General features: G+C 69.1%; 20 protein-coding genes and 2 pseudogenes. 11 read left to right on the forward strand and 11 right to left on the reverse strand.

The window, feature by feature from the left end:
- Positions 1–2: 2 nt before the first annotated feature.
- Complete coding sequence (locus tag ACFXJ8_RS34130) at positions 3–1,199, reverse strand: MFS transporter (protein ID WP_379648122.1); 1,197 nt, start codon at positions 1,197–1,199, stop codon at positions 3–5.
- A gap of 323 nt (positions 1,200–1,522) precedes the next feature.
- Here ACFXJ8_RS34130 and ACFXJ8_RS34135 point away from each other — a divergent pair, with 323 nt between their 5' ends.
- Positions 1,523–2,122: a helix-turn-helix domain-containing protein gene (locus ACFXJ8_RS34135; RefSeq protein WP_379648123.1), complete on the forward strand. Its 600-nt coding sequence runs from the start codon at positions 1,523–1,525 to the stop codon at positions 2,120–2,122.
- A 25-nt stretch (positions 2,123–2,147) separates the two neighbouring features.
- On the opposite strand, the gene ACFXJ8_RS34140 is transcribed toward ACFXJ8_RS34135, so the two are convergent.
- Positions 2,148–3,098, reverse strand: coding sequence for a helix-turn-helix transcriptional regulator (locus ACFXJ8_RS34140; protein WP_379648124.1), 951 nt, complete (start codon positions 3,096–3,098; stop codon positions 2,148–2,150).
- Between the two features lie 67 nt (positions 3,099–3,165).
- Here ACFXJ8_RS34140 and ACFXJ8_RS34145 point away from each other — a divergent pair, with 67 nt between their 5' ends.
- Positions 3,166–4,260 carry an epoxide hydrolase family protein gene (locus ACFXJ8_RS34145; RefSeq protein ID WP_379648125.1) on the forward strand — a complete coding sequence of 365 codons (1,095 nt, stop codon included), beginning with the start codon at positions 3,166–3,168 and terminating at the stop codon, positions 4,258–4,260.
- Here ACFXJ8_RS34145 and ACFXJ8_RS34150 read toward each other — a convergent pair.
- The 3 genes from ACFXJ8_RS34150 to ACFXJ8_RS34160 are packed head-to-tail and all read right to left on the reverse strand — an operon-like array spanning position 4,247 to position 6,658.
- Positions 4,247–5,290 carry a winged helix DNA-binding domain-containing protein gene (locus tag ACFXJ8_RS34150; protein ID WP_379648126.1) on the reverse strand — a complete coding sequence of 348 codons (1,044 nt, stop codon included), beginning with the start codon at positions 5,288–5,290 and terminating at the stop codon, positions 4,247–4,249. The genes ACFXJ8_RS34145 and ACFXJ8_RS34150 overlap by 14 nt on opposite strands.
- A 37-nt stretch (positions 5,291–5,327) precedes the next feature.
- Complete coding sequence (locus ACFXJ8_RS34155) at positions 5,328–5,969, reverse strand: response regulator (RefSeq protein WP_379648127.1); 642 nt, start codon at positions 5,967–5,969, stop codon at positions 5,328–5,330.
- A gap of 53 nt (positions 5,970–6,022) precedes the next feature.
- Entirely contained in the window at positions 6,023–6,658 is a 636-nt protein-coding gene (locus tag ACFXJ8_RS34160) for a DedA family protein (protein ID WP_379648128.1), read from the reverse strand.
- Positions 6,659–6,760: 102 nt separating this feature from the next.
- Between ACFXJ8_RS34160 and ACFXJ8_RS34165 the strand changes: the two genes are divergently transcribed.
- From ACFXJ8_RS34165 to ACFXJ8_RS34180, 4 genes and pseudogenes are all read left to right on the forward strand, one after another.
- On the forward strand, positions 6,761–9,346 hold the full coding sequence (locus ACFXJ8_RS34165; protein WP_379648129.1) for a DEAD/DEAH box helicase: 2,586 nt from the start codon (positions 6,761–6,763) through the stop codon (positions 9,344–9,346).
- A complete protein-coding gene (locus ACFXJ8_RS34170) occupies positions 9,343–10,395 on the forward strand; it encodes an SWIM zinc finger family protein (RefSeq protein WP_379648130.1) in 1,053 nt (350 codons plus the stop codon). The genes ACFXJ8_RS34165 and ACFXJ8_RS34170 overlap by 4 nt, the downstream gene beginning before the upstream one ends.
- Before the next feature lie 240 nt (positions 10,396–10,635).
- Positions 10,636–10,968, forward strand: a pseudogene (locus tag ACFXJ8_RS34175) (Tn3 family transposase); the annotation flags it as partial.
- A gap of 135 nt (positions 10,969–11,103) precedes the next feature.
- A complete protein-coding gene (locus tag ACFXJ8_RS34180) occupies positions 11,104–11,985 on the forward strand; it encodes a Tn3 family transposase (protein ID WP_379648140.1) in 882 nt (293 codons plus the stop codon).
- Between the two features lie 20 nt (positions 11,986–12,005).
- On the opposite strand, the gene ACFXJ8_RS34185 is transcribed toward ACFXJ8_RS34180, so the two are convergent.
- From ACFXJ8_RS34185 to ACFXJ8_RS34195, 3 genes are all read right to left on the reverse strand, one after another.
- Positions 12,006–12,281 carry a hypothetical protein gene (locus ACFXJ8_RS34185; protein WP_379648131.1) on the reverse strand — a complete coding sequence of 92 codons (276 nt, stop codon included), beginning with the start codon at positions 12,279–12,281 and terminating at the stop codon, positions 12,006–12,008.
- Positions 12,282–12,663: 382 nt separating this feature from the next.
- Positions 12,664–13,845, reverse strand: coding sequence for an MFS transporter (locus tag ACFXJ8_RS34190; RefSeq protein WP_379648132.1), 1,182 nt, complete (start codon positions 13,843–13,845; stop codon positions 12,664–12,666).
- A 331-nt stretch (positions 13,846–14,176) separates the two neighbouring features.
- Complete coding sequence (locus ACFXJ8_RS34195; protein WP_379648141.1) at positions 14,177–15,067, reverse strand: AraC family transcriptional regulator; 891 nt, start codon at positions 15,065–15,067, stop codon at positions 14,177–14,179.
- Between the two features lie 106 nt (positions 15,068–15,173).
- Here ACFXJ8_RS34195 and ACFXJ8_RS34200 point away from each other — a divergent pair, with 106 nt between their 5' ends.
- Both ACFXJ8_RS34200 and ACFXJ8_RS34205 read left to right on the forward strand, forming a co-directional pair.
- Entirely contained in the window at positions 15,174–16,058 is an 885-nt protein-coding gene (locus tag ACFXJ8_RS34200; protein WP_379648133.1) for an NADP-dependent oxidoreductase, read from the forward strand.
- A complete protein-coding gene (locus ACFXJ8_RS34205) occupies positions 16,055–16,453 on the forward strand; it encodes a DUF6069 family protein (protein WP_379648134.1) in 399 nt (132 codons plus the stop codon). The genes ACFXJ8_RS34200 and ACFXJ8_RS34205 overlap by 4 nt, the downstream gene beginning before the upstream one ends.
- 78 nt (positions 16,454–16,531) lie before the next feature.
- Here ACFXJ8_RS34205 and ACFXJ8_RS34210 read toward each other — a convergent pair whose 3' ends face one another.
- Positions 16,532–17,938 carry a Tn3 family transposase gene (locus ACFXJ8_RS34210; RefSeq protein ID WP_379648135.1) on the reverse strand — a complete coding sequence of 469 codons (1,407 nt, stop codon included), beginning with the start codon at positions 17,936–17,938 and terminating at the stop codon, positions 16,532–16,534.
- Positions 17,939–18,289: 351 nt separating this feature from the next.
- Between ACFXJ8_RS34210 and ACFXJ8_RS34215 the strand changes: the two are divergent.
- Positions 18,290–18,700: pseudogene (locus tag ACFXJ8_RS34215) on the forward strand (DUF4158 domain-containing protein); the annotation flags it as partial.
- A gap of 805 nt (positions 18,701–19,505) precedes the next feature.
- Positions 19,506–21,323, forward strand: a complete 1,818-nt coding sequence (locus ACFXJ8_RS34220; protein ID WP_379648136.1) for a Tn3 family transposase — start codon at positions 19,506–19,508, stop codon at positions 21,321–21,323.
- Between the two features lie 51 nt (positions 21,324–21,374).
- Here ACFXJ8_RS34220 and ACFXJ8_RS34225 read toward each other — a convergent pair whose 3' ends face one another.
- Together ACFXJ8_RS34225 and ACFXJ8_RS34230 are read right to left on the reverse strand one after the other, a co-directional pair.
- Positions 21,375–21,950, reverse strand: a complete 576-nt coding sequence (locus tag ACFXJ8_RS34225; protein WP_379648137.1) for a peptidase — start codon at positions 21,948–21,950, stop codon at positions 21,375–21,377.
- Positions 21,951–22,321: 371 nt separating this feature from the next.
- Positions 22,322–22,930 carry a helix-turn-helix domain-containing protein gene (locus ACFXJ8_RS34230; protein ID WP_379648138.1) on the reverse strand — a complete coding sequence of 203 codons (609 nt, stop codon included), beginning with the start codon at positions 22,928–22,930 and terminating at the stop codon, positions 22,322–22,324.
- A gap of 112 nt (positions 22,931–23,042) precedes the next feature.
- Between ACFXJ8_RS34230 and ACFXJ8_RS34235 the strand changes: the two genes are divergently transcribed.
- Positions 23,043–23,861 carry an MBL fold metallo-hydrolase gene (locus ACFXJ8_RS34235; protein WP_379648139.1) on the forward strand — a complete coding sequence of 273 codons (819 nt, stop codon included), beginning with the start codon at positions 23,043–23,045 and terminating at the stop codon, positions 23,859–23,861.
- Positions 23,862–24,436: the final 575 nt, after the last annotated feature.

The raw sequence follows: 24,436 nt of genomic DNA on the forward strand, positions 1-24,436 counted from the left end.
GCTCAGGCCCGCCGACGTGACATCATCCAGTCGAGCAGGACGGGCACGGTCGTGATCGCGGCCAGGCCCGCGCCGAGCCACGGGATGGCGGTGAGCCCTGCTCCGGCATCCAGCGCGGCGGCGGCCAGCACGGGAACGAGGCTGATGCCGAGCTGGAAGGCGGAGACGGTGGTGGCCCCGGCGAGCGTGGGCGCCTGCGACGCGATGGCGAACACACGCCCGTAGACGGCCGGGTTCAGCACGAATCCGGCAACGCCGAGAAGCAGGACCAGAGGGACGACGGCCAGCGCGTGCGGGGCGAGTACGGCGAGCAGGACGGAACAGGCCGCGATCCCGAGCGCCCCGGCCAGGAGCGCGTGGGTGGGCAACCTGTCGGCGATCCTGCCCCCGATGGACAGGCCGATGAGGGCGCCGACGCCGAACAGGGTCAGGATCGCCGGAACCCAGACCTCGGGTATGCGGGTGACGTCGGTCAGGAACGCCGCCAGGTAGTTGAACGAGATCATGTAGGCGGCGGTGCTCAGCAGGGTGACGGCGTAGACCACCCACAGCTGGGGCCGCCTCATCGTGCGAAGCTCGCTCCTCACGCTCGCCTCACCGCGCACACTCGTAGCGGGCAGCGCGACGAGCGTCACGACTGCGCCGGCGACGGTGAGGGCGGCCACGGCCCAGAAGCCACCACGCCAGCCGGTGAAATAGCTGAGCAACGCACCGGCCGGGCCACCGGCGATCATCGCGAGGCTGAGCCCGCTGACGACGACGCCGGAGGCGCGGGCGGTACGGTCGGACGGGACCAGGCTGATCGCGGTGACCGCCGCGACCGCCCAGAACCCCGCGTAGGCGAGACCGCAGAGGAAACGCGTGGCCAGGAGCACCGGGTAGCTGTCGGTGAGGATGCCGATCGCCACGCAGGCGGCGAAGACCGCCTGCGTGACCACCAACGTCGTCCGCCGTGGCCAGCGGAGGGTCATGATGGCCAGGGGCGGCCCGCCGACGACGACGCCCGCGGCGAACGTCGAGATCAGCGCTCCGGCGGAGGACAGCGTGATCCGCAGGTCCTCGGCGACGGCCGGCAGGACCCCGGCGAGCAGGAACTCCGCGCTGCCCATCGAGAACAGACTGAACGACAGCAGGTAGACCCCCAGCGGCAGCCTGCCGCGGGCGACCGGCGCCTGCTGGATCGCGGCCTCGGCGCTCACTGGTCCACACCCCCGTCACGTACCGCGCCGGAGCGGTCGGCCGTCTGGCACATCAGGACGGGCCGTGTCGCTTGGATGACGCGTTCGGCGAAAGTCTGCGCGGGCATGAGTGAGTCTCCTTTTGCGGGGTGAGAGTGCGGTGGCGGTCGGCTACCTGCTGGTGGCAGCCGAGGCGTGGCGCTGGCGTGGCGGACGTCCTCGTCCGCCAGGTCGCCGTTGACGGCGAAAGCGAACGATCACCTCCGGCCCCCGATGGTGCGTCCCGCCCGAGCCGCTGGCAACTCCTGTTGCCATTCCTGGAACAGCGCGGTGGAATGGGCCCCATGGAGCAGCAATCCTCGATAAGCGCCGCGCTGGCTCAGGTCGGCCCCCGCCTCAGGCGTATCCGCACCCAGCGTGGCGTCACCCTGTCGGCACTGGCCGAGACCACCGGCATCTCCAAGAGCACGCTCTCGCGGCTGGAGTCAGGCCAGCGCCGCCCCAGCCTGGAACTCCTGCTGCCGATCGCGCAGGCGCATCAGGTACCGCTGGACGAGCTGGTCGGCGCGCCGGAGGTCGGCGACCCGCGCATCCGCTGCAAGCCCCTCGTCCGCAACGGGCGGACCGTACTCCCCCTGACCACGCAGCCGGGACCCCTGCAGGCGTGGAAGTCGATCATCCCTGCCGAGCAGAGCCAACCGCAGCCGATCACGCATGAAGGCTACGAATGGATGTACGTCCTGTCCGGACGCGTGCGGCTCATCGTGGCCGACCACGACCTGATCATGGGACCGGGCGAGGCCGCCGAGTTCGACACCCGCCTGCCGCACTGGTTCGGCCCCGCGGGCGACACTCCCGTGGAGGTCCTCAACCTGTTCGGCCGCCAGGGCGAACGCATGCACGTGCGCGCCAAGCCCCACGCCCGGCAGGAAACAGTCTCCTAAGGGCGGACGAGCACCGCGCCGCCCTTCACGCCCTGCCCGCACCGCGCAGCAGCCGTCCGGCCAGCTCGGTCAGCGCGGCGGGCAGCTCGGGCGGCTCGTGCACCTCGAACTCCACGCCGAGCATCCCCACCAGGTAGGCGATGCCCGTCAGCGAGTCGGCGCCCAGCTCCAGCAGGCACGAGTGCTCGTCGATGGGGGTGAGCGAGCCCATGGTGGGGCTGACGCTCCGCCGTACCTGCTCAATGGGAGCGTGTACGGTGACCCGGGCGCGGTAGCGGTAGACGGAGCCGCTGACCCTGCGGGAGATGTAGTCGGCCAGATCGTCGGCCGGAGGCCGGCGCGCCGGGAAGCGGGCGCCGAGCGCGGGGGCGGTGACGCGGTCGACGCGGAAGGTGCGCCAGTCGGCCCGGTCGACGTCCCAGGCCAGCAGGTACCAGCGGCGGCCGAGGTGGGCCAGGCTCAGCGGCTCGACGTGGCGGCGGCCCGCCTGGCCGCGGTGGCTGAGATAGTCGAAGCGCAGGCGTTGGCGGTCGCGGCAGGCGGCGGCGATGGTGGTCAGCGTGGTGTGGTCGACCTGCGGGAGGCCGCCCTCCATCGTGACCGTGGTGTCATGCAGGGCGCTGACGCGGTGGCGCAGGCGGGAGGGCAGCACCTGCTCCAGTTTGGCCAGCGCGCGCACCGAACTCTCCTCGATGCCCGCGACCGTGCCCCCGGCGGCGGTGCGCAGGCCGACGGCCACCGCAACCGCCTCCTCGTCGTCGAGCAGCAGCGGCGGCAGCGCCGCTCCCGCGCCCAGGCGGTATCCGCCCGCCACTCCCCTGGCCGCGTGGACCGGGTAGCCGAGCTCGCGCAGCCGCTCGATGTCGCGTCTGAGCGTGCGCACGTCGACGCCGAGGCGTTCGGCCAGCTCGGCGCCGGTCCAGTCGCGGCGTGACTGGAAGAGCGACAGCAGGCGCAGCAGCCGGGTCGGGGTCACGTCTCTTTCCTATGAAGGGCGGCAATTGAGGGCGGGATCTGTCCTTTATTGATTCTACTGTCGAGACATGGAAATCAAGGAGTTCCGCATCGATGTCCCGCAGGCCGACCTCGACGACCTTCGCGAGCGGCTGGGCCGTACCCGCTGGCCCTCGGAGATCCCGGGCCAGGGCTGGAGCCGCGGCGTCCCCACCGGCTACCTCAGGGAACTGGTGACCTACTGGGCCGAGCGCTACGACTGGCGCGCGCAGGAGGCGCGGCTGAACTCCCTGCCGCAGTTCACCACCGAGATCGACGGCACGAACGTGCACTTCGTCCACGTCCGCTCGCCGCGCGAGGACGCCACGCCGCTGATCCTCACGCACGGGTGGCCGGGCTCGTTCGTGGAGTTCCTCGACGTCATCGAACCGCTGTCGCAGGACTTCCACCTGGTGATCCCCTCCATCCCCGGCTACGGCTTCTCGGGGCCGACCGGCGAGGCGGGCTGGGACCTCAAGCGGGTGGCTCGGGCGTGGGCCGAGCTGATGAGCCGCCTCGGCTACGAGCGCTACGGCGCGCAGGGCGGCGACTGGGGTTCGGGCATCTCCCGTGAGCTGGGCATCGCCGAACCCGAGCGGGTGATCGGCGTGCACCTCAACTTCCTGCTCACCTTCCCCTTCGGCGACCTGTCCGAGCTGAGCGAGGCCGACAGGGAGCGCCTGGCCGAGTACGACGGCTTCGAGGGCGGGTCGGGCTACCTGCAGATCCAGGCCACGAGGCCGCAGACGCTCGCGTACGGCCTGCACGACTCACCGGTGGGTCAGCTGGCGTGGATCGTGGAGAAGTTCAAGGAGTGGACCGACTCCAAGGACGTGCCGGAGGAGGCGGTCGACCGCGACCTCCTGCTCACCAACGTGATGATCTACTGGCTGACCGGCACCGCGGGTTCGTCGGCGCAGCTCTACTACGAGGGCGCCAAGAACTGGGGCGCGCCGGAACGCCTGGACGTGCCGACCGGCATCGCGGTCTTCCCCAGGGAGAACGCCAAGCCGGTGCGGGCGCTGGCCGAGCTGACCAACGCCATCGTGCACTGGAGCGAGTTCGACAGGGGCGGCCACTTCGCCGCGATGGAGGAGCCCGACCTGCTGGCCGCCGACATCAAGGCGTTCTTCAGTCGAATCTGACCGACGGCGGCTTGCCCGGCTCGGCGAAGGCGAGGAGGTCGACGGCCTCGGCCTCGATCTCCTCGCGCTGGGCCGCGGTCAGCGGGCCGAACGGCGAGACTGTCACGGTGGCCTTGTCGCGCTTCCAGCTGCCGTGGACGTAGCCGTCGACCAGAACGGTGCCGTGGACCTGGCCGTTGATCGTGACGACCCGTTTGCGGTGCTCGTCGGAGATGACCCTGGTGCGGTCGGCGTGGCTGAGCACCAGGTTGTCGAACGGCGCGACCAGCCGTACGGGAGCCGGGGTGTCCTCGTCGGGGCGCGGCGCGTCGGGAAGGTCGAGCAGGCCGCCGCCCAGGTCGACCAGGTCGAGCGCGGCCACGGCCGCGCGCAGCCCGGTCAGCCCCGACCAGGCCTGCATGTCGGCGACCGTGGCGGGGCCGAAGGCCGCCAGGTAGCGCCGCAGCAGGTGCTCGACGGCGGGCTCGGGATCGAGGTCGCGGCCCAGCCACGCCTCCACCGGGGTGAGGACGGCGTCGCCCGCCTTGCCCCACACGGCCCGCGGCGGCACCTGGACCATGGGCAGCAGCCAGCGCAGGATCACCGGCAGGTCTGCGGGGGCGGCGTCGGGGAAGCTCTCGGCCAGCAGCGGCGTCATGGCCTTCACCGACAGCGGCCGCTCGGTCAGCAGCGCCCTGCCCGCGGCCACCACGGCGGCGTGGTCGACGCCATTGGCCCGCCTGGCCATCAGGGCCCGGGTGAGCATGGGCTGGATGAGCGGCCTGATCGTCAGGCAGTCGCGGGCGCTGACCAGGTGGACGGTGCCGCGCATCAGCGTGATGCGCACGACCTCGCGCTTGACCAGCAGCTCGGCCAGCTCTTCCGGCCGGAAGGCCGCCAGGCGCGACCACAGCCCGAAGTAGGGCGGGAAGGGCGCCTGGGCCTGGAGGCCGACGAGGTGCTCGATGGCCTGCATGGGGCTCATCGCGTGCCGGCGCAGGAGCAGCTGCCTGGCGAGAGTGGCGCGGTTGAGCGCCCGCTGGCTGATCACGGCACCCACCCTAGAGCGGGCCACCGACATTCCGCGGTCAGGACAGGAAGCGCAGTACGGCCAGCACGCGGCGGCTGTACCCGCTGGTGTGCGACAGGCCAAGCTTGTCGAAGACGGCGTTGACGTGCTTTTCGACCGCGCTCTGCGAGACGAACAGCGCCTCGGCGATGGAGGCGTTCGTGTAGCCCTGCGCCATGTGTTCGAGCACCTCGCGCTCGCGGGGGGTGAGCTTGGCCAGCGGGTCGGCCCGCGTCGTGCGGGCCAGCAGCTGCCGTACCACCTCGGGGTCGAAGGCGGCGCCGCCCGCGCCGACGCGCTCCAGCGCGTCGAGGAAGTCGGCGACCTGGGCCACCCGGTCCTTCAGCAGGTAGCCGACGCCTTCCACGTCGCCCGTCATCAGCTCGGTGGCGTATTTCTTCTCCACGTACTGCGACAGCACCAGCACCCTGACCGACGGCCAGCGGCGCCTGATCTCCAGCGCGGCGCGCAGCCCCTCGTCGGTGTGGGTGGGCGGCATGCGCACGTCCGCCACCACGATGTCGGGCTGGTCGGCGGCGACCGCCTCGAGCAGGGCGTCGCCGTCGCCGACCGCGGCCACGACGTCGTGGCCCTCCTCGACCAGGAGTCTGGCCAGGCCCTCGCGCAGCAGCGTGGAGTCTTCAGCGAGCGTCACCCGCATGGCAGGCCTTCGGTGGTTCTCACGGCGACGATTCTCGCATCGGCCGCGTGACCTCAGCGACGGCCCGCGTGACGGCCCTTGCGGCGCTCGCCCAGCCGTACGCCGACGAAGATGAGAAAGGCCAGCACCACCACGCCGATCACGAGGTTGGTGCCGATGCCGACGTAACCCTCCACGAGCGACCAGTTCTCGCCCAGGAAGTAGCCGGCCATCACGAAGATCGTGTTCCAGATCGCGCTGCCGAGGGTGGTGAACAGCAGGAAGAGGCCGAGCGGCATGCGCTGGACCCCGGCAGGGATAGAGATCATGCTGCGGAAGATCGGGATCATCCGCCCGAAGAACACCGTCTTGACACCATGTTTGGCGAACCAGCCCTCGGTCTTCTCGATGTCGGAGACCTTCACCAGGGGCAGGCGCTCGGCGATCGCCACCACTCTGTCCCTGCCCAGCAACGCCCCGATCAGGTAGAGGGCGAGGGCGCCGATGACCGAGCCCGCCGTGGTCCACACCAGCGCCTCGATGAGCCCCATGCCGCCCCGACCTGCGGTGAACCCGGCCAGAGGGAGGATCACCTCGCTCGGCAGCGGGGGAAAGAGGTTCTCCAGTGCGATGGCGATCCCCGCACCGGGTGCGCCCATGGTCTCCATCAGGCCCGTCGCCCAGCCGGCGATCCCGTCGTTAGAAGTCATGCCCCAGAGCCTATGAGTGATCGAATATGCCCAGAATGAGGTCACCTTCCGATTTGCGGCTGTGGTAAACCACAGCTATACCGTACGGTACGCTGTACGGCTATGCGCGAACTCCTTCGGCACGCGGCCATCTTCGAACCGGGCGACCCTCCCAGAGCAGGTACGGTGGCCTTCCTCAACCCGGCAGGCGACGAGACGGCGACGATCGCGGAGCCCGAAGGAACCCGTGAGACATTCGTCACCCGCGTGCCCGCCACCGACGCGGTCGCACTGCTCAGCAGGGCCCGCGCCGACCAGAACGCCGACCCCGCCAGCCGGTTCTGGGGCGCGGTGGCGCTGCTGGCGCTCCAGATCGTCGCCAAGGGCCGCATCAGGCCGGCCGTGAGCCCGAGCGACCACGCCGCCTGGCACGCCGGCCCGCTGGACGCCGCCGACACCGCCAAGATCAGGGAGCTTGCCGACGCGATGCCCGCCACGGCGCGGGCCGTTCCCCTGCCGTCGGCGCCCGATCTGCTGCCCGACGCCGAGAGCCTGGTCCGCGCCTTCCTCGACGCCGTCGCCGACGGGATGCCGCGCTCCCCCGGCGCCGTGCGTGCCGTGGGCGTGCCCGCCTACTCGGCCGCCAAGCCGGTCAAGGCGCCGCAGCTGCGAGAGTGGGCCGCCGCCCCCGGCGTACGGCTGTCGCTGCGGGTCGAGACCGGCGGCGCCGAGCACACCGTCTTCCGCGCGGTCGTGCAGCTGCACAGCCTGGCCGACCCCTCGCTCGTCGTGGACGCCGCCGAGCTGTGGGCCGGCCGCGACCAGGGGCTCGGCCCGAGGGCGCAGGTCGAGGCGGTCGTCGAGCTGCGCAGGGCGGCCCGGCGGTGGCCGCCGCTGGAACGCCTGCTCGACGCCGAGGTGCCCGACGAGCTCGACCTGTCCGACGAGGAGGTCTCCGACCTGCTGTCCGGCGCGGCCAAGGGCATCGACGTGCACTGGCCGCGCGACCTCGTGCGCGGGGTCAGCGCCAGGGCCGTGCTCGGCGGCGAGTCCAGCGGGCTGTTCCGCTTCGACTGGCATCTGACGCTCGGCGACGACGAGCTGACCGCCGCCGAGATGGACCGCCTGGCCGAGGCCCACCGTCCCATCGTCCGGTTGCGCGACCAGTGGGTGCTCATCGACCCCGACCTGGCCCGCAAGGCCAGAAACCGCGAGATGAAGCCGCTGACCGGCATCGAGGCCCTCGGCGCCGCCCTCACCGGAACGGCGCTGGTGGAAGAGGAGGAGATCGAGGTCTCCCCCGGCCCCGTGCTGGAGGAGCTGCGTGCCCGGCTGGTGGCCGAGCCCGTGGAGGCGCCGAGCGGGCTGGCCGCGACACTGCGCGACTACCAGCTGGCGGGCCTGCGCTGGCTGGCCCAGATGACCTCGCTCGGGCTCGGCGGCTGCCTGGCCGACGACATGGGCCTGGGCAAGACCATCACGCTCATCGCGCTCCATCTCCACCGCGACAGCGGCCCGACGCTGGTGGTCTGCCCAGCCTCGCTGCTGGGCAACTGGGAGAGAGAGATCGCCAGGTTCGCCCCAGGGGTCCCGGTCCGCCGCTACCACGGGGCCCAGCGCACGCTGGCCGACACCGGGTTCGTCCTCACCACCTACGGCACCATGCGCGTCGACGCCGCCGCCCTTGCCGAGCATCCGTGGGACCTGGTGGTGGCCGACGAGGCCCAGCACGTCAAGAACCACCGCTCGGGCACCGCCAAGGCGCTGCGCGAGATCCCCTCTGCCGCCCGCGTCGCGCTGACCGGCACGCCGGTGGAGAACACGCTGTCGGAGCTGTGGGCGATCCTCGACTGGACCACGCCGGGGCTGCTCGGCTCGCTGTCCCGCTTCCGTACGCGCTGGGAGCCGCGGCCCGAACGGCTCGGCCGGCTGATCGCGCCCTTCCTGCTGCGCCGCCGCAAGTCCGACCCCGGGATCGCGCCCGAGCTGCCGCCCAAGACCGAGACCGACCGGCCTGTCTCGCTCACCAAGGAGCAGGGGGCGCTCTACGAGGCGACGGTGCGCGAGCTGATGTCGTCCATCTCGGCGGCAGACGGCATGGCCAGGCGCGGCCTGATCGTCAAGCTGCTGACCGGGCTCAAACAGATCTGCAACCACCCCGCGCAGTTCCTGCACGAGAAGGATCCGGTGCTGGAAGGCCGCTCGGGCAAGCTCGAACTGCTCGAAGAGCTGCTGGAGACCATCCTCTCCGAGGACGGCGCGGTGCTGGTCTTCACCCAGTACGTCACGATGGCCCGCCTGCTCGAACGCTTCCTCGCCGACAGGGGCATCGCCACGCAGTTCCTCCACGGCGGCACCCCCGTGGCCAGGCGGGAGGAGATGGTCGAACGCTTCCAGGACGGCCAGGCGCCCGTCTTCCTGCTCTCGCTCAAGGCCGCGGGCACCGGGCTCAACCTCACCCGCGCCGACCACGTCATCCACTTCGACCGCTGGTGGAACCCCGCCGTCGAGGACCAGGCCACCGACCGCGCCTACCGCATCGGCCAGACCCGTCCCGTCCAGGTGCACCGGCTCATCGCCGAGGGCACCATCGAGGACCGCATCGCGACCATGCTCGAAACCAAGCGATCGCTGGCCGAGGCCGTCCTGTCCAACGACTTCACCGAACTCACCGACGCGGACCTGCTCAACCTCGTGGAGCTGCGATGACCGCCGCCAAGGGTTTTCCCGCCTTCGCCCCGCAGCGCGCCGGCGCCCGCTTCGCCACCTCGTGGTGGGGCAGGGCGTGGCTCAAGGCGCTGGAGGACACCTCGCTCGACCACGCCCTCCTCGCCAAAGGACGTGCCTACGCCAAGACGGGGCAGCTCGGCCCCATCACGGTCAGCCCCGGCCGCCTCGCCGCGGTCGCCGAGGGCGAGTACACCGCCGTCGTGCACGTCGCGCCCGTGGCCGCGGCGTTCGTGGAGCAGATCGCGGCCAAGGCGGGCCACCTGGCCGCGCTGCTGGACGGCGACCTGCCGTACGACCTGGTGGAGCTGCTGCCAGGCGTCGGCGACCTGGAGCCCGAGTGCGACTGCCCCGACTGGGGGCACCCCTGCAAGCACGCCGCCGCGCTGTGTTACCAGGCCTCGTGGCTGCTCGACCGGGACCCGTTCCTGCTGATGCTCATGCGCGGGCTGGACAAGGACGACCTGATCGCCTCGCTCCAGCGGGCCAGTGCGCCCATCGGCACGCCCGTCGCCGAGGCCTACGCCCACGGCGTACCGCCGCTGCCGTCCTTCGCCGACGCCGCGCTGCCCGCACCCGAACCGCTGGAGGTGGAGCCCGCGCCGGGCATCGACCCCGCCGCGCTGCGGGTGCTGGCCGCCGACGCCGCCCTGCGCGCCCGCGAGCTGCTGGTCTCGGGCGCCGCCGCCGTCCTCACCGAGTTCCAGGACAGGGTACGGCTGGCCGCCACCCACGATCTCGACATCGGCCTGCCCGCCGCAGTCCAGTCGTGGCGGTACGGCGGCGCCGACGCCCTCGACACGCTCACCACCGCGTGGACCCCGCCCAAGCAGGCCGTCGCCCGCGCCGGATGGCAGCTGCCCGGCTTCGAGGCCGCCCGCAACCGCTGGACGCTCGGCGGCGTCCAGGTCCGCTACGGCAGGGACGGCCGCTGGCACCCGTTCGTCGACGCGGACGGCGACTGGTTCCCTGCGGGCCCGCCGGAGCCCGACCCCGCCACCGCCCTCGCCGCCACCCAGCCCACCGACTGACGTGTCAGTCCGGCCTGGTCATCGCCCTGAGCCCGCGGATTCCGCACCTGAGTGATCTTCAGCGGAGATCTCGTGGATCGATATCGAGGAGATCCAGGAGATGAAATTGAAGATCAGTAGGTTGTGTGGCCTTTGTCGTGGCGCAGCACCCCAGCGGCGTCGGCCTGGCCTCCCAGTACTAGTGGAACGATGAACCGGGGTTACTGTCACATACTTTGACACTCTGCGCGATAGTGGCTGTTGACCTGCGTCGGGGCGCGTGACACAGGAGTTCGAGCAGCGCCTCCCTCACGGCGCTGCGCGCCGACGTCGACGCCCGCATCCCCATCGTGGACCTGCCCGAGGCGCTACTCGAGGTCCACGCCTGGACCGGCTCGCCTGGACCACTTCACCCACCTGTCCGGCGACGCGCCCTCCCGCAAAGAGAACATGATCACCTCGATCGCCGCCGTCCTGGTCTCCCAGAGCATGAATGTCGGGATGCGGCCCATGGTCTCCGAAGGCGAACCGGCGCTCGCTCTGGACCGGCTGTTCTGGGTGGAGCAGAACTACCTGCGGGCGGCCACCATCACCGCCGCCAACGCCGGTCGACTACCACACCAAGCTGGATCTGGTAAAAGCCTGGGGCGGCGGCGAATTGGCCTCCGCCGACGGCCTGCGCTTCGTCGTCCCGGTGAAAACCATCAACGCCGGGCCCAACACCAAATACTGGGGAAGGGCAAGGGCGCCAAGGGCGTCACCTATTACAATTTCACCTCCGACCAATTCACCGGCTTTCACGGCATCGTCATTCCGGGTACGCCGAAGGATTGGTATTACATCCTGGAAGGGTTGCTGGAGCAGGAGACGTCGCTGAAGCCGACCGAGATCGCCTCCGACACCTCGGGGGCCTCCGAAATCGCTTTCGGCATCTTCCGGCTGCTGGGCTGGCAGTTCTCCCCGCGCCTGGCCGACGTCGGCAGCGCCACCCTGTTCCGCGCCGATCCGGCCGCCTACTACGGGCGGCTGGACGGCCTGATCCGCAGCCGGGTCAACCTCGGCCTCATCCGCGACAACTGGGATGACCTGCTGCGCGTCGCCGCGTCCCTGAGCACCGGCGCGGTCAAGGCCAGCGAGCTGTTTCGCTACTTCGCCGGCGGCGGCACGCCCACCCCGATCGGTCGGGCGCTGATGGAGCTGGGCAAGCTGGATCGCTCCACCTACCTGGCCTGCTACTTCGACGACGAACTCCTGCGCCGCCGTGTGCAAACTCAGCTCAACCGTCAAGAATCGCGCCACACCCTGGCCCGGAAAATCTTCCACGGCCAAAAAGGTGAACTCCGGCAGAAATACAAAGAAGGCCAGGAAGATCAACTGGGGACGCTGGGTTTCATCACCAACGTCTGCATTTTGTGGAACACGGTCTATACGGCTCGCGCGCTGGACGAAATCCGAGCCGAAGGAAAGAAGATAGCAGCCGCCGACATCGCCCGACTTTCCCCGCTGGGATTTGAGCATTTCAATTTCCTGGGGCGCTACAACTTCGCCTTGCCGGAGATCATCCGCGACGGGGCCCTGCGCCCGCTGCGCACACCCCCGCCCGGCCAGTAACCCCTGGGCCGCGCCACCGCTCACCCCGGTGTGGCGGGCTGCGCCTCGGGCGGCACGAGCATCCGCCGGACTTGTTCATGGGAGACCCCGGCGTGCTTGCCGATCCGGCGCAGCCCCCACCCCTCTCCGCGGGCGTCCGCCATCGCCGCGGCCATCGCGTGCGAGGTGACCTCATCGAGCATCGCCCGCAGCTCCGCCAGCCGCGCCAGTCGTACCGCGGGCGCCAGATGGGCTATCTCTCCGCAGAACCGGGCAACATCCGACCGCAGGAACGCCACACCCTCAGAATCCGCCACAGCGCAAGGTTGGCCTGGTCAGAGGCAGCCTGTCAAATCATGTGACACTAACCCCGGTTCATCGTTCCACTAGTACTGGGAGGCCACAACGGCGCGCGCTCCAGCGCCGCGGCGTACTCGCCGAGCACCGCGTCGTAGGCCGGCGGCAGCCGGGTGGGGCGGGCGCCCGGACGGCGCCTCGTAATCTCGGAAGCGGATCCAGGCACCTGCGAGGATTCGGAGCGCGTAATCTCGGAACTCACACCTGACAATCTACTTCCGAGATTATGTCAATCTCGGAAGTACGTAGAATACGGCCGGGCGATCGGATCATCAGAGCTCTCCCGCCCGCGACCGCAGCGGCATCGGCGATCTGACCGTCCAAAGTGCGCACCTGCAGCCTTCAGGCACGCCCTGTCATGGTCGGCGAATTCGAGCTGGCGTCCCTCGTCGGCGTGCTGAGCGTTCCGGACGGCGGCGCCCCACTCAGCAGCTGGCCGCCGAGTAGGACCGCGCAGGACCCGACGGTCAGCAGCCCGCCGGCGAGGAAGGTGCTCCGTACCTCGGCGAGCGACAGGACCAGTCCCCCAAGCGCGGCACCCGCCGCGATGCCGGCATTGTAAGCACCGGAGTTCGCTGCGAAGGCGATGTCCGTGCGGCCCGGCGCGCAGTGCAGCATCGCGTTTTGCGTGGTCATGAACACCGGGCCGAGTGCGCCGCCCATCAGCATAAGGAACATCACCGCCGCCACCTGATGAGCGCCGAACGCGTACAGGCCGAGCATGCCCACGGCCTGCGTGGTCACGGCGGTGGCCAACGCGGACTGCGGAAAGCGGTCCAGCAACGCCCCGGTGATGCTCACCCCGGCCAGACACGCGACACCGAAAACCACGAACAGGACGCTGGCCGCGCGGGGGGAGAACCCGCTCACGTCGCCCAGGAACGTCACGATGTAGGTGTATCCCGTGAACGCCCCGGTGGCGGACAAGGCTCCGGCCGCCAGCACCGTCCCGAACCGCCACACGTCGGGATCGGTCGCGTAGGCGGCGGGCTCTCCTTCCGGACGCGAAGTCGGCAGCAGAACGGCGATCGTCACCAGAGAGACAAGCCCCAGAGCCGCCAGCATGGCGATGGGCACCTGCCAGGTACTCTGCTGGCCCAGCCAGGTCCCAGCGGGAACACCAAACACGAGGGCGAGCGAACCAGCCACGGACAGCGCCCCGACCACACGCCCCCGAACCTCGGGCGCGAACAGGCCCACCGCGACCGGCCCCATCACGGCCCAAAACAGCGCCTGGGCGAGCGCGGTCAGCAGCCGCGCCACGAGGAGCAACCAGTAAGAGGGGGCCAGCGCGGCAACGAGACTGGACACCACGAGCGCGGCCAGCAGTCCCGTGAGCACATAACGTCGGGGCACGGCCCGCACGACGTGAGCAATCGGCACAGATGCGATGGCCACCGTCACGCCGTAACCGGTGACCAGGAGACCAACCGCTGACAGGGACACCCGTAGGTCTTCGGACATGAGCCTCAGGAGGCCGACCGGCAGGTTCTCCGCGGTGTTGAAGGTGAGGGCGGCCAGCATCAGAGCCCCGAGCACCGCCAGCCTGTGCCATGGAGCCGGACGTCGCGTGATCGTACGGTCTCTTCCTGTCCTCGCCCGTTGCCCCTGCTCAGTGGCACCATTCATGCAGATACCCCACCAAGCTCAGCAGTCCCAGTGCAACCGAATTCATCCGCGGAAATCTTGCTTCGCGTCTTCAGCCTCGGGGGGCCCGCCGGGCCCGGCGCTTGCTGCGAGGATGGGGCCTGTGCGGCGGCGGGGTGTTCACGAATGGACCTGGCTTGGGTCGGACCGCCTTGAGAAGATCGCTTCCCGGAACCTCCTTGATCGTTTCCCGGCGTGCGAGTGCTCTTCACGCGGCCTGGCGTCGATAGCGCCCGGGGGCTGTGCCGTACTCACGCTTGAACGCGTTGGCGAAGGAGAACTCCGAGCCGTACCCCACCCGGGCGGCTACCTCGCTCAGGGACGCGTCGCTCTCGCGGAGCATGCGAGCGGCCAGGGTCAAGCGCCACCAGGTGAGGTACGTGAGCGGCGGCTGGCCGATCAGCATGGCGAAACGGTGGGAGAAGGCCGCGCGCGAGAGGCTGGCCTGGTCGGCCAGGGTCTTGACGGTCCACGGGTGAGCCGGGTCGCGGTGGACCGCGGACAGCGCTGCGCTGATCGCTGGGTCGGCCATCGCGGCGGCCCAGCCGGTCCTGGGTTTGCTGGGTTGCTCGGCGAACCAGGCGCGCAGGATGTAGATCAGCAGCGTGTCCAGCAGGGCCAGGACGACGGTGTCGGCTCCCATGTGCGGGCGTTCGACCTCGGCGCCGAGCAGGTCCACCGCGGCGCGGAGCTGTGGGTGGTGGCCGAGCCGGGCCGGCAGGTGGAGCAGGTCGGGCAGGTCCTGCAGCAGCGGATGGGCGCGACCGGGGGCGAGCCGGTAGCCGCCGCAGAGCGTCACGGTGAGAGGCCCGTCTTGTCCGATGAAGTCGGAGACGAACAGGTCGCTGTCTTCGGTGGGGTCGCAGGAGGGCTCGGCCAGATTCCTGACCGGGGTGTCGGCCAAGCCGTACCCGAGGCCGCGGGGAGCGAACAGCACGTCGCCGACTCCCAACGCGACCGGATCACCAGAGGGCGGGATGAGCCAGCAGGAACCCTGCAGGAGCACCTGGAACCCCGCCGAGCCTGGCATCGAGGGAAAACGCTGCCCCCAGGGGGCATGCCAGGCAACACGGGCGGAGCTGGGCCGACCGGAACGCATCACCGTGACCACATCACAGAGCAGATCCACAAGCGAAGACTATCTCTTATGGATTCAAGACTTCTAGGCATTCATCATCTCGCACAATCGCTCTAGCGTTGAGCGCATGATGAATGCAGCGAGATTCACGCAGTACGGTTCCCCGGATGTCATCGAGCTCCACCAGGTACCCATCTCAGTCCCAGGCCCCGGCGAGGTGCTCATCAAGGTGGCTGCCACCTCGTTCAACCCCACCGAGACGGCCCTGCGCTCGGGAATGTTGCGGACGGTGTTCCCCGTGGCGTTGCCGTACACCTTGGGCTGGGACGTCGCGGGCACCGTCGTCGACGGAGCGAGCGGATGGGCCGAAGGTGATCAGGTGATCGGCCGCCTGGACGCGGGCGGGACCGCGGCCGAATACGTCGTCGCCAGGGCCGACGTACTGGCCCCCGCGCCGACCAGCATCCCGTTGACGCAGGCGGCGGCGATCCCCGTGGCGGGCCTGACGGCGTGGCAGGCGGTGCACGAGCAGGTGAAGGTGACTCCCGGCCAGCGGGTGCTGATCAACGGCGCCGGTGGCGGGATCGGCGGGTTCACCGTCCAACTCGCCAAACTCGCGGGGGCCTTCGTCGTCGCCACGGCCAGCGCCCGCAGCGCCGCCGCGGTCACCGCCCAGGGCGCCGACCAGATCGTCGACTACACGGCCGAACCGCTGCCCGATGGCATGGATGCAGTGATCAACCTGGCCCCGATCAGCCCCGAATCGGCTGCCGGGCTGGCCGAGCTCGTTCGCCCTGGTGGTTCGGCGGTATCTGTCGCCACCCCGATACCGACCTATCCGCACTTCGTCACCCGCAACGATCCCGCGCAACTGCGCGAACTCGTCGCGCTCATCGACGCCGGCGACCTGAGCCTCGACATCGCCCAGACCCTTCCCCTGTCGGACCTGCCCGCGGTCCATGCCCGCAGCGAAGCCGGCCAGACCCGCGGAAAGATCATCCTCATCCCATGAACATCTTCATCCGGTACGGCAAGGCCTCTGCCATCCTCAGCGCAAGGCTGGCCGCATGCGTGCTGTGGTTCATCGCCCACGCGTTGAACGTTGACCTCGTGGTCGACATGCGCAACGGGCAACCGCCCACGCCGGTGGGCCTTGCCCAGGTCGCGGGGTTCACTCTCAGCTTGTCCCTGCTGGCCTGGGGCGTGCTTACGGCGCTGGAGAAATACGCCAAGCACGGAAAAACCATCTGGCGCATCCTGGCCCTGACCACCCTCGCCGTGTCCTTTCTCCCGATCCTCGGCGTCGAGGCGTCCGTGGGAACGAAGATCGCGCTATCGCTCATGCACGGGGCCGTCGCGGCCGTCCTCGTGCCGTGGCTGCCCCTGAAACGACAAGATCCCGCCTGATCGCGATGATCAGACGGGATCCCGTCAACTTCAGTCCGGCCGTTTCGAGAACGGCCCGGCGGCGCAGCAGGGGCCGTTTCAGGCCGCCGCCTCCTCCTCGAGATCGAGATGGACCTCCATACCCTCCAGCGGCGCGTCCAGGTCGTAGATGTAGTCGCCGAAGCGGCGCACGTTGTCCTCCTGATAGGGCGACATGATGGCCACGTCGGCGCGATGCACCGTCTCGCCCTCGCCGCGCAGCTGGTTGAGTACCAGGGACATGTCCAGGGTGGTCTGGTACATGACCAGGTCGGCGACCAGGGTGTTGAACTTGATCGCCTTTTCCTGCTCCTCCGGGTCGTTCTCGGCGATCACCCCGTTGTTGCCGAACCCGATCCACTTGGAGAAGTTGTTGTAGGACTCGACCATGTTGGTGGCCCGGGTGATGTTCTCCCGCAGCGTGGCGTCGGAGACGTGCCGAAGAAGCACCATGGTGCGGATCACGCGGCCCAGCTCGCGGAAGGCGCGGTAGATCTTGTTGCGTTTGGAGTCGTGCCGCAGCCGCCGCAGCAGCGTGATCGACGACAGCTCGCCTTCGCGGATGGAGATGGCCACCTTCATCAGGTCCTGCCAGTGATTTTCGATCAGCTGCCAGTTGATCGGTTCGCCGAACAGCGCGTCGATATGCCGATAGCGGACGCCGGGCTCGGGCCGGTGGAAGGTCAGGTCCCGGAAGTTGCGGATACGCGGCAGCAGCTCGAACCCGAACAGGTGCGCCAGTCCGAAGACAGGAAACGACTGGCCTTGCGTGTCGGCGTGGATCTCCTTGGGGGCCGCGTCGCTCTCCTGCTCCAGCAGCCCTTCGATGATGTAGACGGCCTCCCACACCCCGCACGGCACGAATCTTGAAAAGAGCGCGATGTAGTTATCGGCGATGTGGTGGTAAGCGACGCCGCCGGACTTGCGGGCCTTGAGCGAGGGCCGGCCCTGCTCGTCGATGAGCAGGTCGGCGTTGTCCGGGTAGCCCGCATCCACGGCCGCGGCCATGTTCTTCATACGGGTCTTCAACTGCGCCACGAACTCCGAGGCCGTGGCGGGCAGGCCCACCTCGGCGCAGTAGGTGGCCAGGTGCGGCTGGCAGTCCTCCCAGCTCAGCAGCTGGGACTGCCAGTTGGCGTAGGCCTCCGAGCCGACCGCCGCCACATCGCCGCGCACCAGTTCGTCCGCCAGGCAGGAGAAGACGCAGATTTCGAAGTGCCGGCGTACCAGCTTGCCGGGGCGCCGCTTGTCGGCGATCACTTTCTGCCAGGCCTCCGGCGCGAAGGAGACGTCCACGTGCTTGCGCACCGTCACTGTGGAGATCTCGCCGGTCGTCTCATCGACGACCTCCTCCTCGGCGGTGTATTCGTCGCCGATGAGCTCGCTGGTGCGGGTGGCGTTGGCGCGTACGAACTCCAGCGCCTCCAGCAGCCTGCGGTCCGTGCTGGCCGGCTCCAGCACCAGCACGCCAGCCAGGCGCAGCAGCAGCCCGCGGTGTGAGCGGTAGAAGCGGTCCAGCAGCGGCAGGTAGTTGTCGCCGTGGAAGGCGGCCAGCGCCTCGTGCTCGGCTACCAGAGGTCGTGGTCATATTCCGACGAGACTTCTCGATAAGCGCTGAGCCGCAGGTCAGCTGAGTGCTGGGGGGTTGCAGCAGGTCGAGTCGGTCTCGATTTCGACATACTGGCGAGTGGTGACGGAGTGTTCTCGTACGGTTACGGTCCGTGCAGCATGAGTATTTATCTGGCGAGCAGGTGAGCCGGTACGGCCGGTTTGTGGCGGATCCGACACCCGAGGAGCTGGAGAGGTTCTTCTTCCTGGATGAGGCCGCGCTGGCGCAGGGCGCGGGGGCGGCGGGGTGTGGAGAATCGGCTCGGCTGGTCGTTGCAGTGGGGGACGGTGCGGATGCTCGGCACGTTCCTGACCGATTCCGGGCCCGCTGAGGTGCCGGAGGTGGTGATCCGCTACGTGGCCGAGCAACTGGGGACCGAGGACTGGACGGTCGTCAAGTGCTACGGCGACCGGTGGCAGACGCCCTACGATCACGCGGCGCAGATCCGCAAGCTGCTGAAGTACCGGGAGTTCAGCGAGGCCGAGGCCGAGGTGACGGCGTTCATCGCTTCGCGGGTGGCCAAGACGCGCGATTCCAAGCGGGAGTTGTTCGACCGGGCGGTGTTGTGGCTGATTGAGAACCGGGTGCTGCTGCCGGGCATCACGACGGTGTCGCGGCTGGTGACCGAGGTACGGCGGGAGGGGCTGGCCGCGATCAACAGGGCGTTGGTGGAGGCGGCGCCGCGTCACATGCGCGGGGAGCTGGTGGCCACGCTCACTGTGCCCGAGGGCAAGAAGGTGTCGGTGCTGGAGTGGATGCGCACCGCGGTGACCAAGCTGTCGGGCACGGGCATGGGCGAGGCCTTCGACCGGGCGGCGTATGTGCTGGGGCTGGGCACGGGGGCGGTGGACTGCAGCGCGGTGGCGCCGGTGAAAATGGCCGAGCTGGCCAGATTCGGCACTACCGCGAAGGCCTTTCGGATCAGGCAACTTCAAGACGATCGTCGCGAGGCCACGCTGCTGGCGACGGTGCGACAGCTGGAGGGGGTCGCGGTCGATGACGCGTTGTTGCTGTTCGACCTGCTGATGTCGACGAAGCTGCTGTCGCAGGCCGGCCGGGCCGGGGAGAAGGAGAAGCTGCGGACTCTGCCGCGGCTGCGGGTGGCGGCGGCCCGGCTGGCGACCGCGTGGGCGATCGCGCGTGATACCCCGCCGACGCGTGTCGGCGACGATGGCGGGCCCAAGGACACCACGGCGAGCGAGGTGGTGAGCGCGGTGGTGCAGGTGGTCAGCCGGGAGCAGTTGGGGGCGGCGCTGGCCACGATCGCGGAGCTGCTGCCGCTGCCGGCTGATGAGGACGACGGCGATCTGGAGTGGCGGGCGGAGCTGGTGGAGCGCTACGGCACCGTCAAGCCGTTCATCGAGCAGCTGGCCTCGGTCATCCCGTGGGGGGGCGACGGCGGCCGGCTCGCCGATCGTCGCCGCGGTGAAGGCGCTGCCGAGGCTGACGGCGGCGCGCAAGCCGGGCCGCGAGCACATCAAGGGGTTCGAGGAGCTGGTGACCGGGTCGTGGCGGCGGCTGGTGTTCGCCAACCCCAAGCTGGAGGCGCCGCAGATCGACAGGCCCGCCTACGTTTTTTCGATCCTGGAGGCCCTGCATCTGGCCCTGCGCCGCCGCGATGTGTACGCGGTGGGCGCGGACAAGTGGGGCAACCCGCGGGCTCGGCTGATCGAGGAGCGGCTGTGGGTTCGTGAGCGTTCCTCGGTGCTGACGGCGCTGGGCCTGCAGGCCGATCCGCGCGCGCATCTGCGTGAGCTGGCCGACCTCGTCGACGACGCCTACACCCAGGTCGCCGCCGGGCTGGCGGCGAACGCGTCGGTGAACATCAAGGGCGGCAAGTTGCACCTGTCCCGGCTGAAGGCCGCCCCGCTGCCGGAGGGCTTCAAGGCCGTGCACGACGCGGTGGCGGCGATGCTGCCGCGCATCGACTACCCCGAGCTGCTGCTGGAGACGCACGCCAAGACCGGCATGTTCGACCGCATGCACCACATCTCCGGCTCGCACCTGCGCCGCGATGACCTCGACATCACCCTGGCCGCGCTCACTGTGGCCCGCTCGTGCAACGTGGGCCTGGTGCCGGTGATCATAGAGGGGATGCCGGCGCTGGCCGAGCACCGGCTGCTGGGCGTGGAGAAGGGCTACTTCCACAGCGAAGGCATCGCCGCGGCCTCGGCCCGCCTGGTCGACAAGCAGGCGGGCATCGACATCACCGCCGACTGGGGCGGCGGGCTGGTGGCCTCGGTGGACGGCATGCGCTTCGTCGTGCCGGTCCGCTCCCTGCACGCCCGGCCCTCGCCGCTCTACTGGGGAATCGGCAAGCGCGCACGAGGCTCCACCTGGCTGAACACCGTCTCGGACAAGGTCATGGGGCTCGGCGGCCTGCTGGTGCCCGGCACACTGCGCGACTCGCTGTTCATCCTGGACGCTATTCACCGCCTGGACGCCGCCGAGCACCCCGAGGTGATCACCACCGATCAGGGCAGCTACAGCGACGTCGTGTATGGCCTGTTCGCGATCTGCGGTTATCAGTTCGCGCCGCGGCACGCCGACATCACCGACACTCAGCTGTGGTGGGTCGACACTGCGATGCTGGAGGGCACGCTGACCCTCAATCACAGGTCCGGCAACGCGTGGGGCGACTTCAACACCCTGGGCCTGCGCCGGGTGTCGCTGCCGGCGATCGTGCAGCACTGGGACGACATGGTGCGGGTGGCCGGCTCGCTGGCCACCAATCAGGTCCGCGCCTACGACCTGATCCGGATGATGATGGCCGACGGCCGCCTGACCGGTCTCGGGAACGACTTCGCCCACTACGGCCGGATCTTCAAATCGCTCCACCTGCTTCAGGTCATCCATGTCGAGGAGTACCGCAGGATGATCGGAGCCCAGCTCAACATCGGCGAGTCCCGCCACACCCTGGCCCGCCGCGTCTTCTTCGGCAACCTCGGCCGCCTGACCAGGGGCTATGAACGCGGCATGGAGGACCAGGTGGGCGCGCTCGGCCTCGGGCTGAACGCCATAATCTGGTGGAATTCGCTCTATATCGATGCGGCGGTCAAGAAGCTGGACAGCGGCGCGCTGGGTATCAAGGGCGGGCAGGTCACCCCGGAGATCCGCGCCCATGTGCTGCCTCTCATGTTCGAGCACATCAACTTTCACGGCTTCTACCCGTTCAACCGCCCCGAGGTCGGCGGAGAACTCCGCGAGCTTCACAACTCGGCCGCCACAGAAAACGACAGGTAGCATGCCGGAGATCGCGAGAGCCGCTGGCGTCGGGGTCGCGGTGGACCTGATCTACCGCAGGGTCACGGCGATGCCGCGACCGCCGAAGAAGCTCTCGAACATCTTGATGGGCATGACGGCGCGGCGGGCGGTCGTGGTGTGGCCGGAAGGGTTGCCAATGTGCAGCGTGCCGTGGTCGTGGCCGGTGAGCAGGACCAGGTGCCCGCCGCGGCCGGGAGCTGGCAGGGTGGGGCGGCGGATCTCCTTGTGGACCGAGGCCATGACCAGGTGACCGTCGGCGAGCAGGGCGGGCAGGTCGGCGACGGCCAGGTGCGGGAGCACCCGGGCGGTCATGTCGTGTTCGGCGCGGACGAACTCGGCGAATGGCGCGTAGTACAGGCCCTTGATCGTCGCGTCGGCCTCTTCGCGGTAGCCGCCGTAGGCGCGGCAGTCGCGCACGAGTTCCAGCAGGGGCGGGGCGTGGCCGTCGCGGTGGTCGAGGATCATCTGCAGGCAGGCCATGCCGCAGGCGTGCCGGCACCAGCGGCCGTACTCGGCCTGGTTGGTGGCGCCGGAAGCGGGCCAGAGCGGATCGTCGGCCGCCTCGGCGCCCTCGTAGGCGATGGCCGCGATCCGCTCGGCACTCATGGGTGAACAGGCTGATGCCGTCATGAAGGGTCCGCTGCGCGCTGCGCGCTCCCGTGCAGGCCAGGCACCCCACAAGTTCCCCCGCTGCCCTCGGCGCGGCCGACCAGCGACCGGAACGTGGTCCAGGCGATGTTGCCGCCGGACAAGACCACACCGATTGTGCCGGAAGAGATCTGTGTGGACATCCGCACCGTTGCGGGACGCCTCGGCCACGCAGGCGGGGGAACGACTACGTTGCGGGTCTACGCCGCATGGGTGGAGGAATCGGACCGACACGCCGCGGAGCTGCTCGCAAGTCGGCTTTCCCGAAGAATGCCGTGAGTTTGGCGATGCCCTAGCCAGCTTTGTCCAGGCCCGCAAGCTGCGGCCGATCAGGTTCTGCGCGAGATGACCATGATGTATTCGCAGGGAGCGTTCGTTCGGTTGGCGAAGCCGTGGTCCGCGTCGGCCTGGAAGAACAGGGAGTCGCCTGTGTTCAGGGTCTCGCTGATCCCGCCGATCGCGACGGTGAGGGTGCCTTCGAGCACCACGAGTTGTTTCTCCGTACCCGGCGGATACGCGGGCAGCAGCCCGGTAGAGACCTGCGCGGGGAGGTAGTGGACGATCATCTCGGCTCCTCCCGCGCCCGGGGCCGCTGACACCATGTGCCGCTCGAAGCCGGTTTCCGGGTCACGGAAAACGGGGCGATCGTTCTTGCGCATGACAATGGCCACACCAGACGCGGCAGCAGCTGGCGCACCGATCAGGTCCGAGAGCGACGCGTCGAGCGCGTGGGCGATCCTAGACGCGACGCCGATCGTCGGGCTCTTCTCACCGCGTTCGACCTTGGACAGCATCGCCCGGCTGACCGACGACTGTGTGGACAGCTGCTCCAGCGTCAGGCCCGCCTCCTCGCGGCGTCGCCGCACGTTACCGCCGAACGCGCCGGCCAGGTCGTCACCGTGCTGTGGTTCGGCCGCGTTGCCGTCTTGCTCGACCACCGTGCTCCTCGATCGATGGGTACCTCGCTGCCCACAGTGTAGGGTTTCTCCTAAAGAAGATATGGTCTTCTATTGGAGACGCGCGATGTGCGCCCAACACGACGGAGGTTCCATGCGTTTGATCTCGAGTGGCCAGCACCATGCCACGTTCGAATTCGGCGATCTGCAGGTGATCTCGTTGCGAGACGGGTACATCGACATGCCGCCGACACGGCTCCGCGACGAGGGTGGGCGCACGCTCGATGAGCTGCCAGCCGCCGTCCCGCTGGCTGGCGACAACTTGCGGCTGTCGGTCAACGCCTTCTTCGTCACCGACGGCACGCGGTCGGTTCTCATCGACACCGGCGCGTCCAACGCCTGGCACGACCCCACCATGGGATTGATCTACGACGCGCTCGACGAAGCGGGAATCGACCGCGCGCATGTCACCGATGTGGCCATCACCCACAAGCACGAAGACCACGTGAGCGGCCTGATCGCGCCGGACGGTTCAGAGGCGTTCACCAAACTCGAGCGCGTGTGGATCGGCGCGGGCGACACCTCGGTGTTCACGGGGCGGCTCGAGCCGATCCGCGACCGGGTCGTACCCGTGTCGGAGAAGGTCGCGATCAACGACTGGACCACCGCGATCCCGACACCGGGCCACACACCCGGTCACACCGTCTACGACATCAGGAGCGGCACCGGCCACCTTCTCGTCTGGGGCGACACCGTTCACGTTCCCACGCTCCAATTCGATCAGCCGAACGTGTCCTGGGAGCTCGACGGCAACCAGTCCCAGGCCCGCGCCGCGCGAGCGGCCCTCCTCGAACAACTGACCCAACCACACCACTTCGTAGCCGGCGCCCACCTCGACTCACCCGGCATCGCCCGCGTAACCCCCTCCGGCGACGGTTATGCGCTGGAATACCTCGCACCACCGATCGGCTGATCGAGTCTGTCGGCTCCGGGCCGCGCTCGCGATGGCGGCCAAGGAGGGCAAGCTCGTCTGGCCCGGCTGGTCGCCCACGAACTCGACCACCTGGACGGCCGCCTCTACACCAGCCGCATGCGCGACGGCCTCCTGGCTACGTCACTGATTTTGGGAGCCAGTTGTCGACGGCTCCGAGAGCCACTTGGTGATCTTCTCCACTGGAGGTGTCGGCGAGATTGAGAGCCAGTCGCTCCTGCACGCCACCACGTCGGCTGATGCCATCGGGATCGAGCATGCCGGTGGACTATGACCGGCAACGCCGAGACCTGCCGCTCCGCTCGGGGCCGGGCTAGGGGGTCAGAGAGATGATTTTGTTGGTCTGAACGGGCTCTGTTGCACATTCCGGAATGTGCACCAGAACCTCTGAACGGGACAGCGCTTGTAGATGAGTTCTGACAGCGGTTGAAGATCAATATGGTGACGGCGGCCATGGAATGCGGCTCTTCCGCAAATTTCGTGATCGACTGCGCGACGGTGGCGCAGAGGCTTTGAGGCCTGGCCTGTGATCACGATCGCGTTGCAACGGCGGCGAT

Origin of the sequence: Nonomuraea sp. NPDC059194 (assembly GCF_042754765.1) — a bacterium.
Lineage (GTDB): Bacteria > Actinomycetota > Actinomycetes > Streptosporangiales > Streptosporangiaceae > Nonomuraea.

Coding starts and splice junctions, on each gene's coding strand:
- ACFXJ8_RS34205 (WP_379648134.1), top strand. CDS start 16,055: ATGAACATCTTCATCCGGTACGGCAAGGCCTCTGCCATCCTCAGCGCA.
- ACFXJ8_RS34170 (WP_379648130.1), top strand. CDS start 9,343: ATGACCGCCGCCAAGGGTTTTCCCGCCTTCGCCCCGCAGCGCGCCGGC.
- ACFXJ8_RS34200 (WP_379648133.1), top strand. CDS start 15,174: ATGATGAATGCAGCGAGATTCACGCAGTACGGTTCCCCGGATGTCATC.
- ACFXJ8_RS34135 (WP_379648123.1), top strand. CDS start 1,523: ATGGAGCAGCAATCCTCGATAAGCGCCGCGCTGGCTCAGGTCGGCCCC.
- ACFXJ8_RS34190 (WP_379648132.1), bottom strand. CDS start 13,845: ATGCTGGCCGCCCTCACCTTCAACACCGCGGAGAACCTGCCGGTCGGC.
- ACFXJ8_RS34195 (WP_379648141.1), bottom strand. CDS start 15,067: ATGCGTTCCGGTCGGCCCAGCTCCGCCCGTGTTGCCTGGCATGCCCCC.
- ACFXJ8_RS34165 (WP_379648129.1), top strand. CDS start 6,761: ATGCGCGAACTCCTTCGGCACGCGGCCATCTTCGAACCGGGCGACCCT.
- ACFXJ8_RS34235 (WP_379648139.1), top strand. CDS start 23,043: ATGCGTTTGATCTCGAGTGGCCAGCACCATGCCACGTTCGAATTCGGC.
- ACFXJ8_RS34155 (WP_379648127.1), bottom strand. CDS start 5,969: ATGCGGGTGACGCTCGCTGAAGACTCCACGCTGCTGCGCGAGGGCCTG.
- ACFXJ8_RS34145 (WP_379648125.1), top strand. CDS start 3,166: ATGGAAATCAAGGAGTTCCGCATCGATGTCCCGCAGGCCGACCTCGAC.
- ACFXJ8_RS34160 (WP_379648128.1), bottom strand. CDS start 6,658: ATGACTTCTAACGACGGGATCGCCGGCTGGGCGACGGGCCTGATGGAG.
- ACFXJ8_RS34225 (WP_379648137.1), bottom strand. CDS start 21,950: ATGAGTGCCGAGCGGATCGCGGCCATCGCCTACGAGGGCGCCGAGGCG.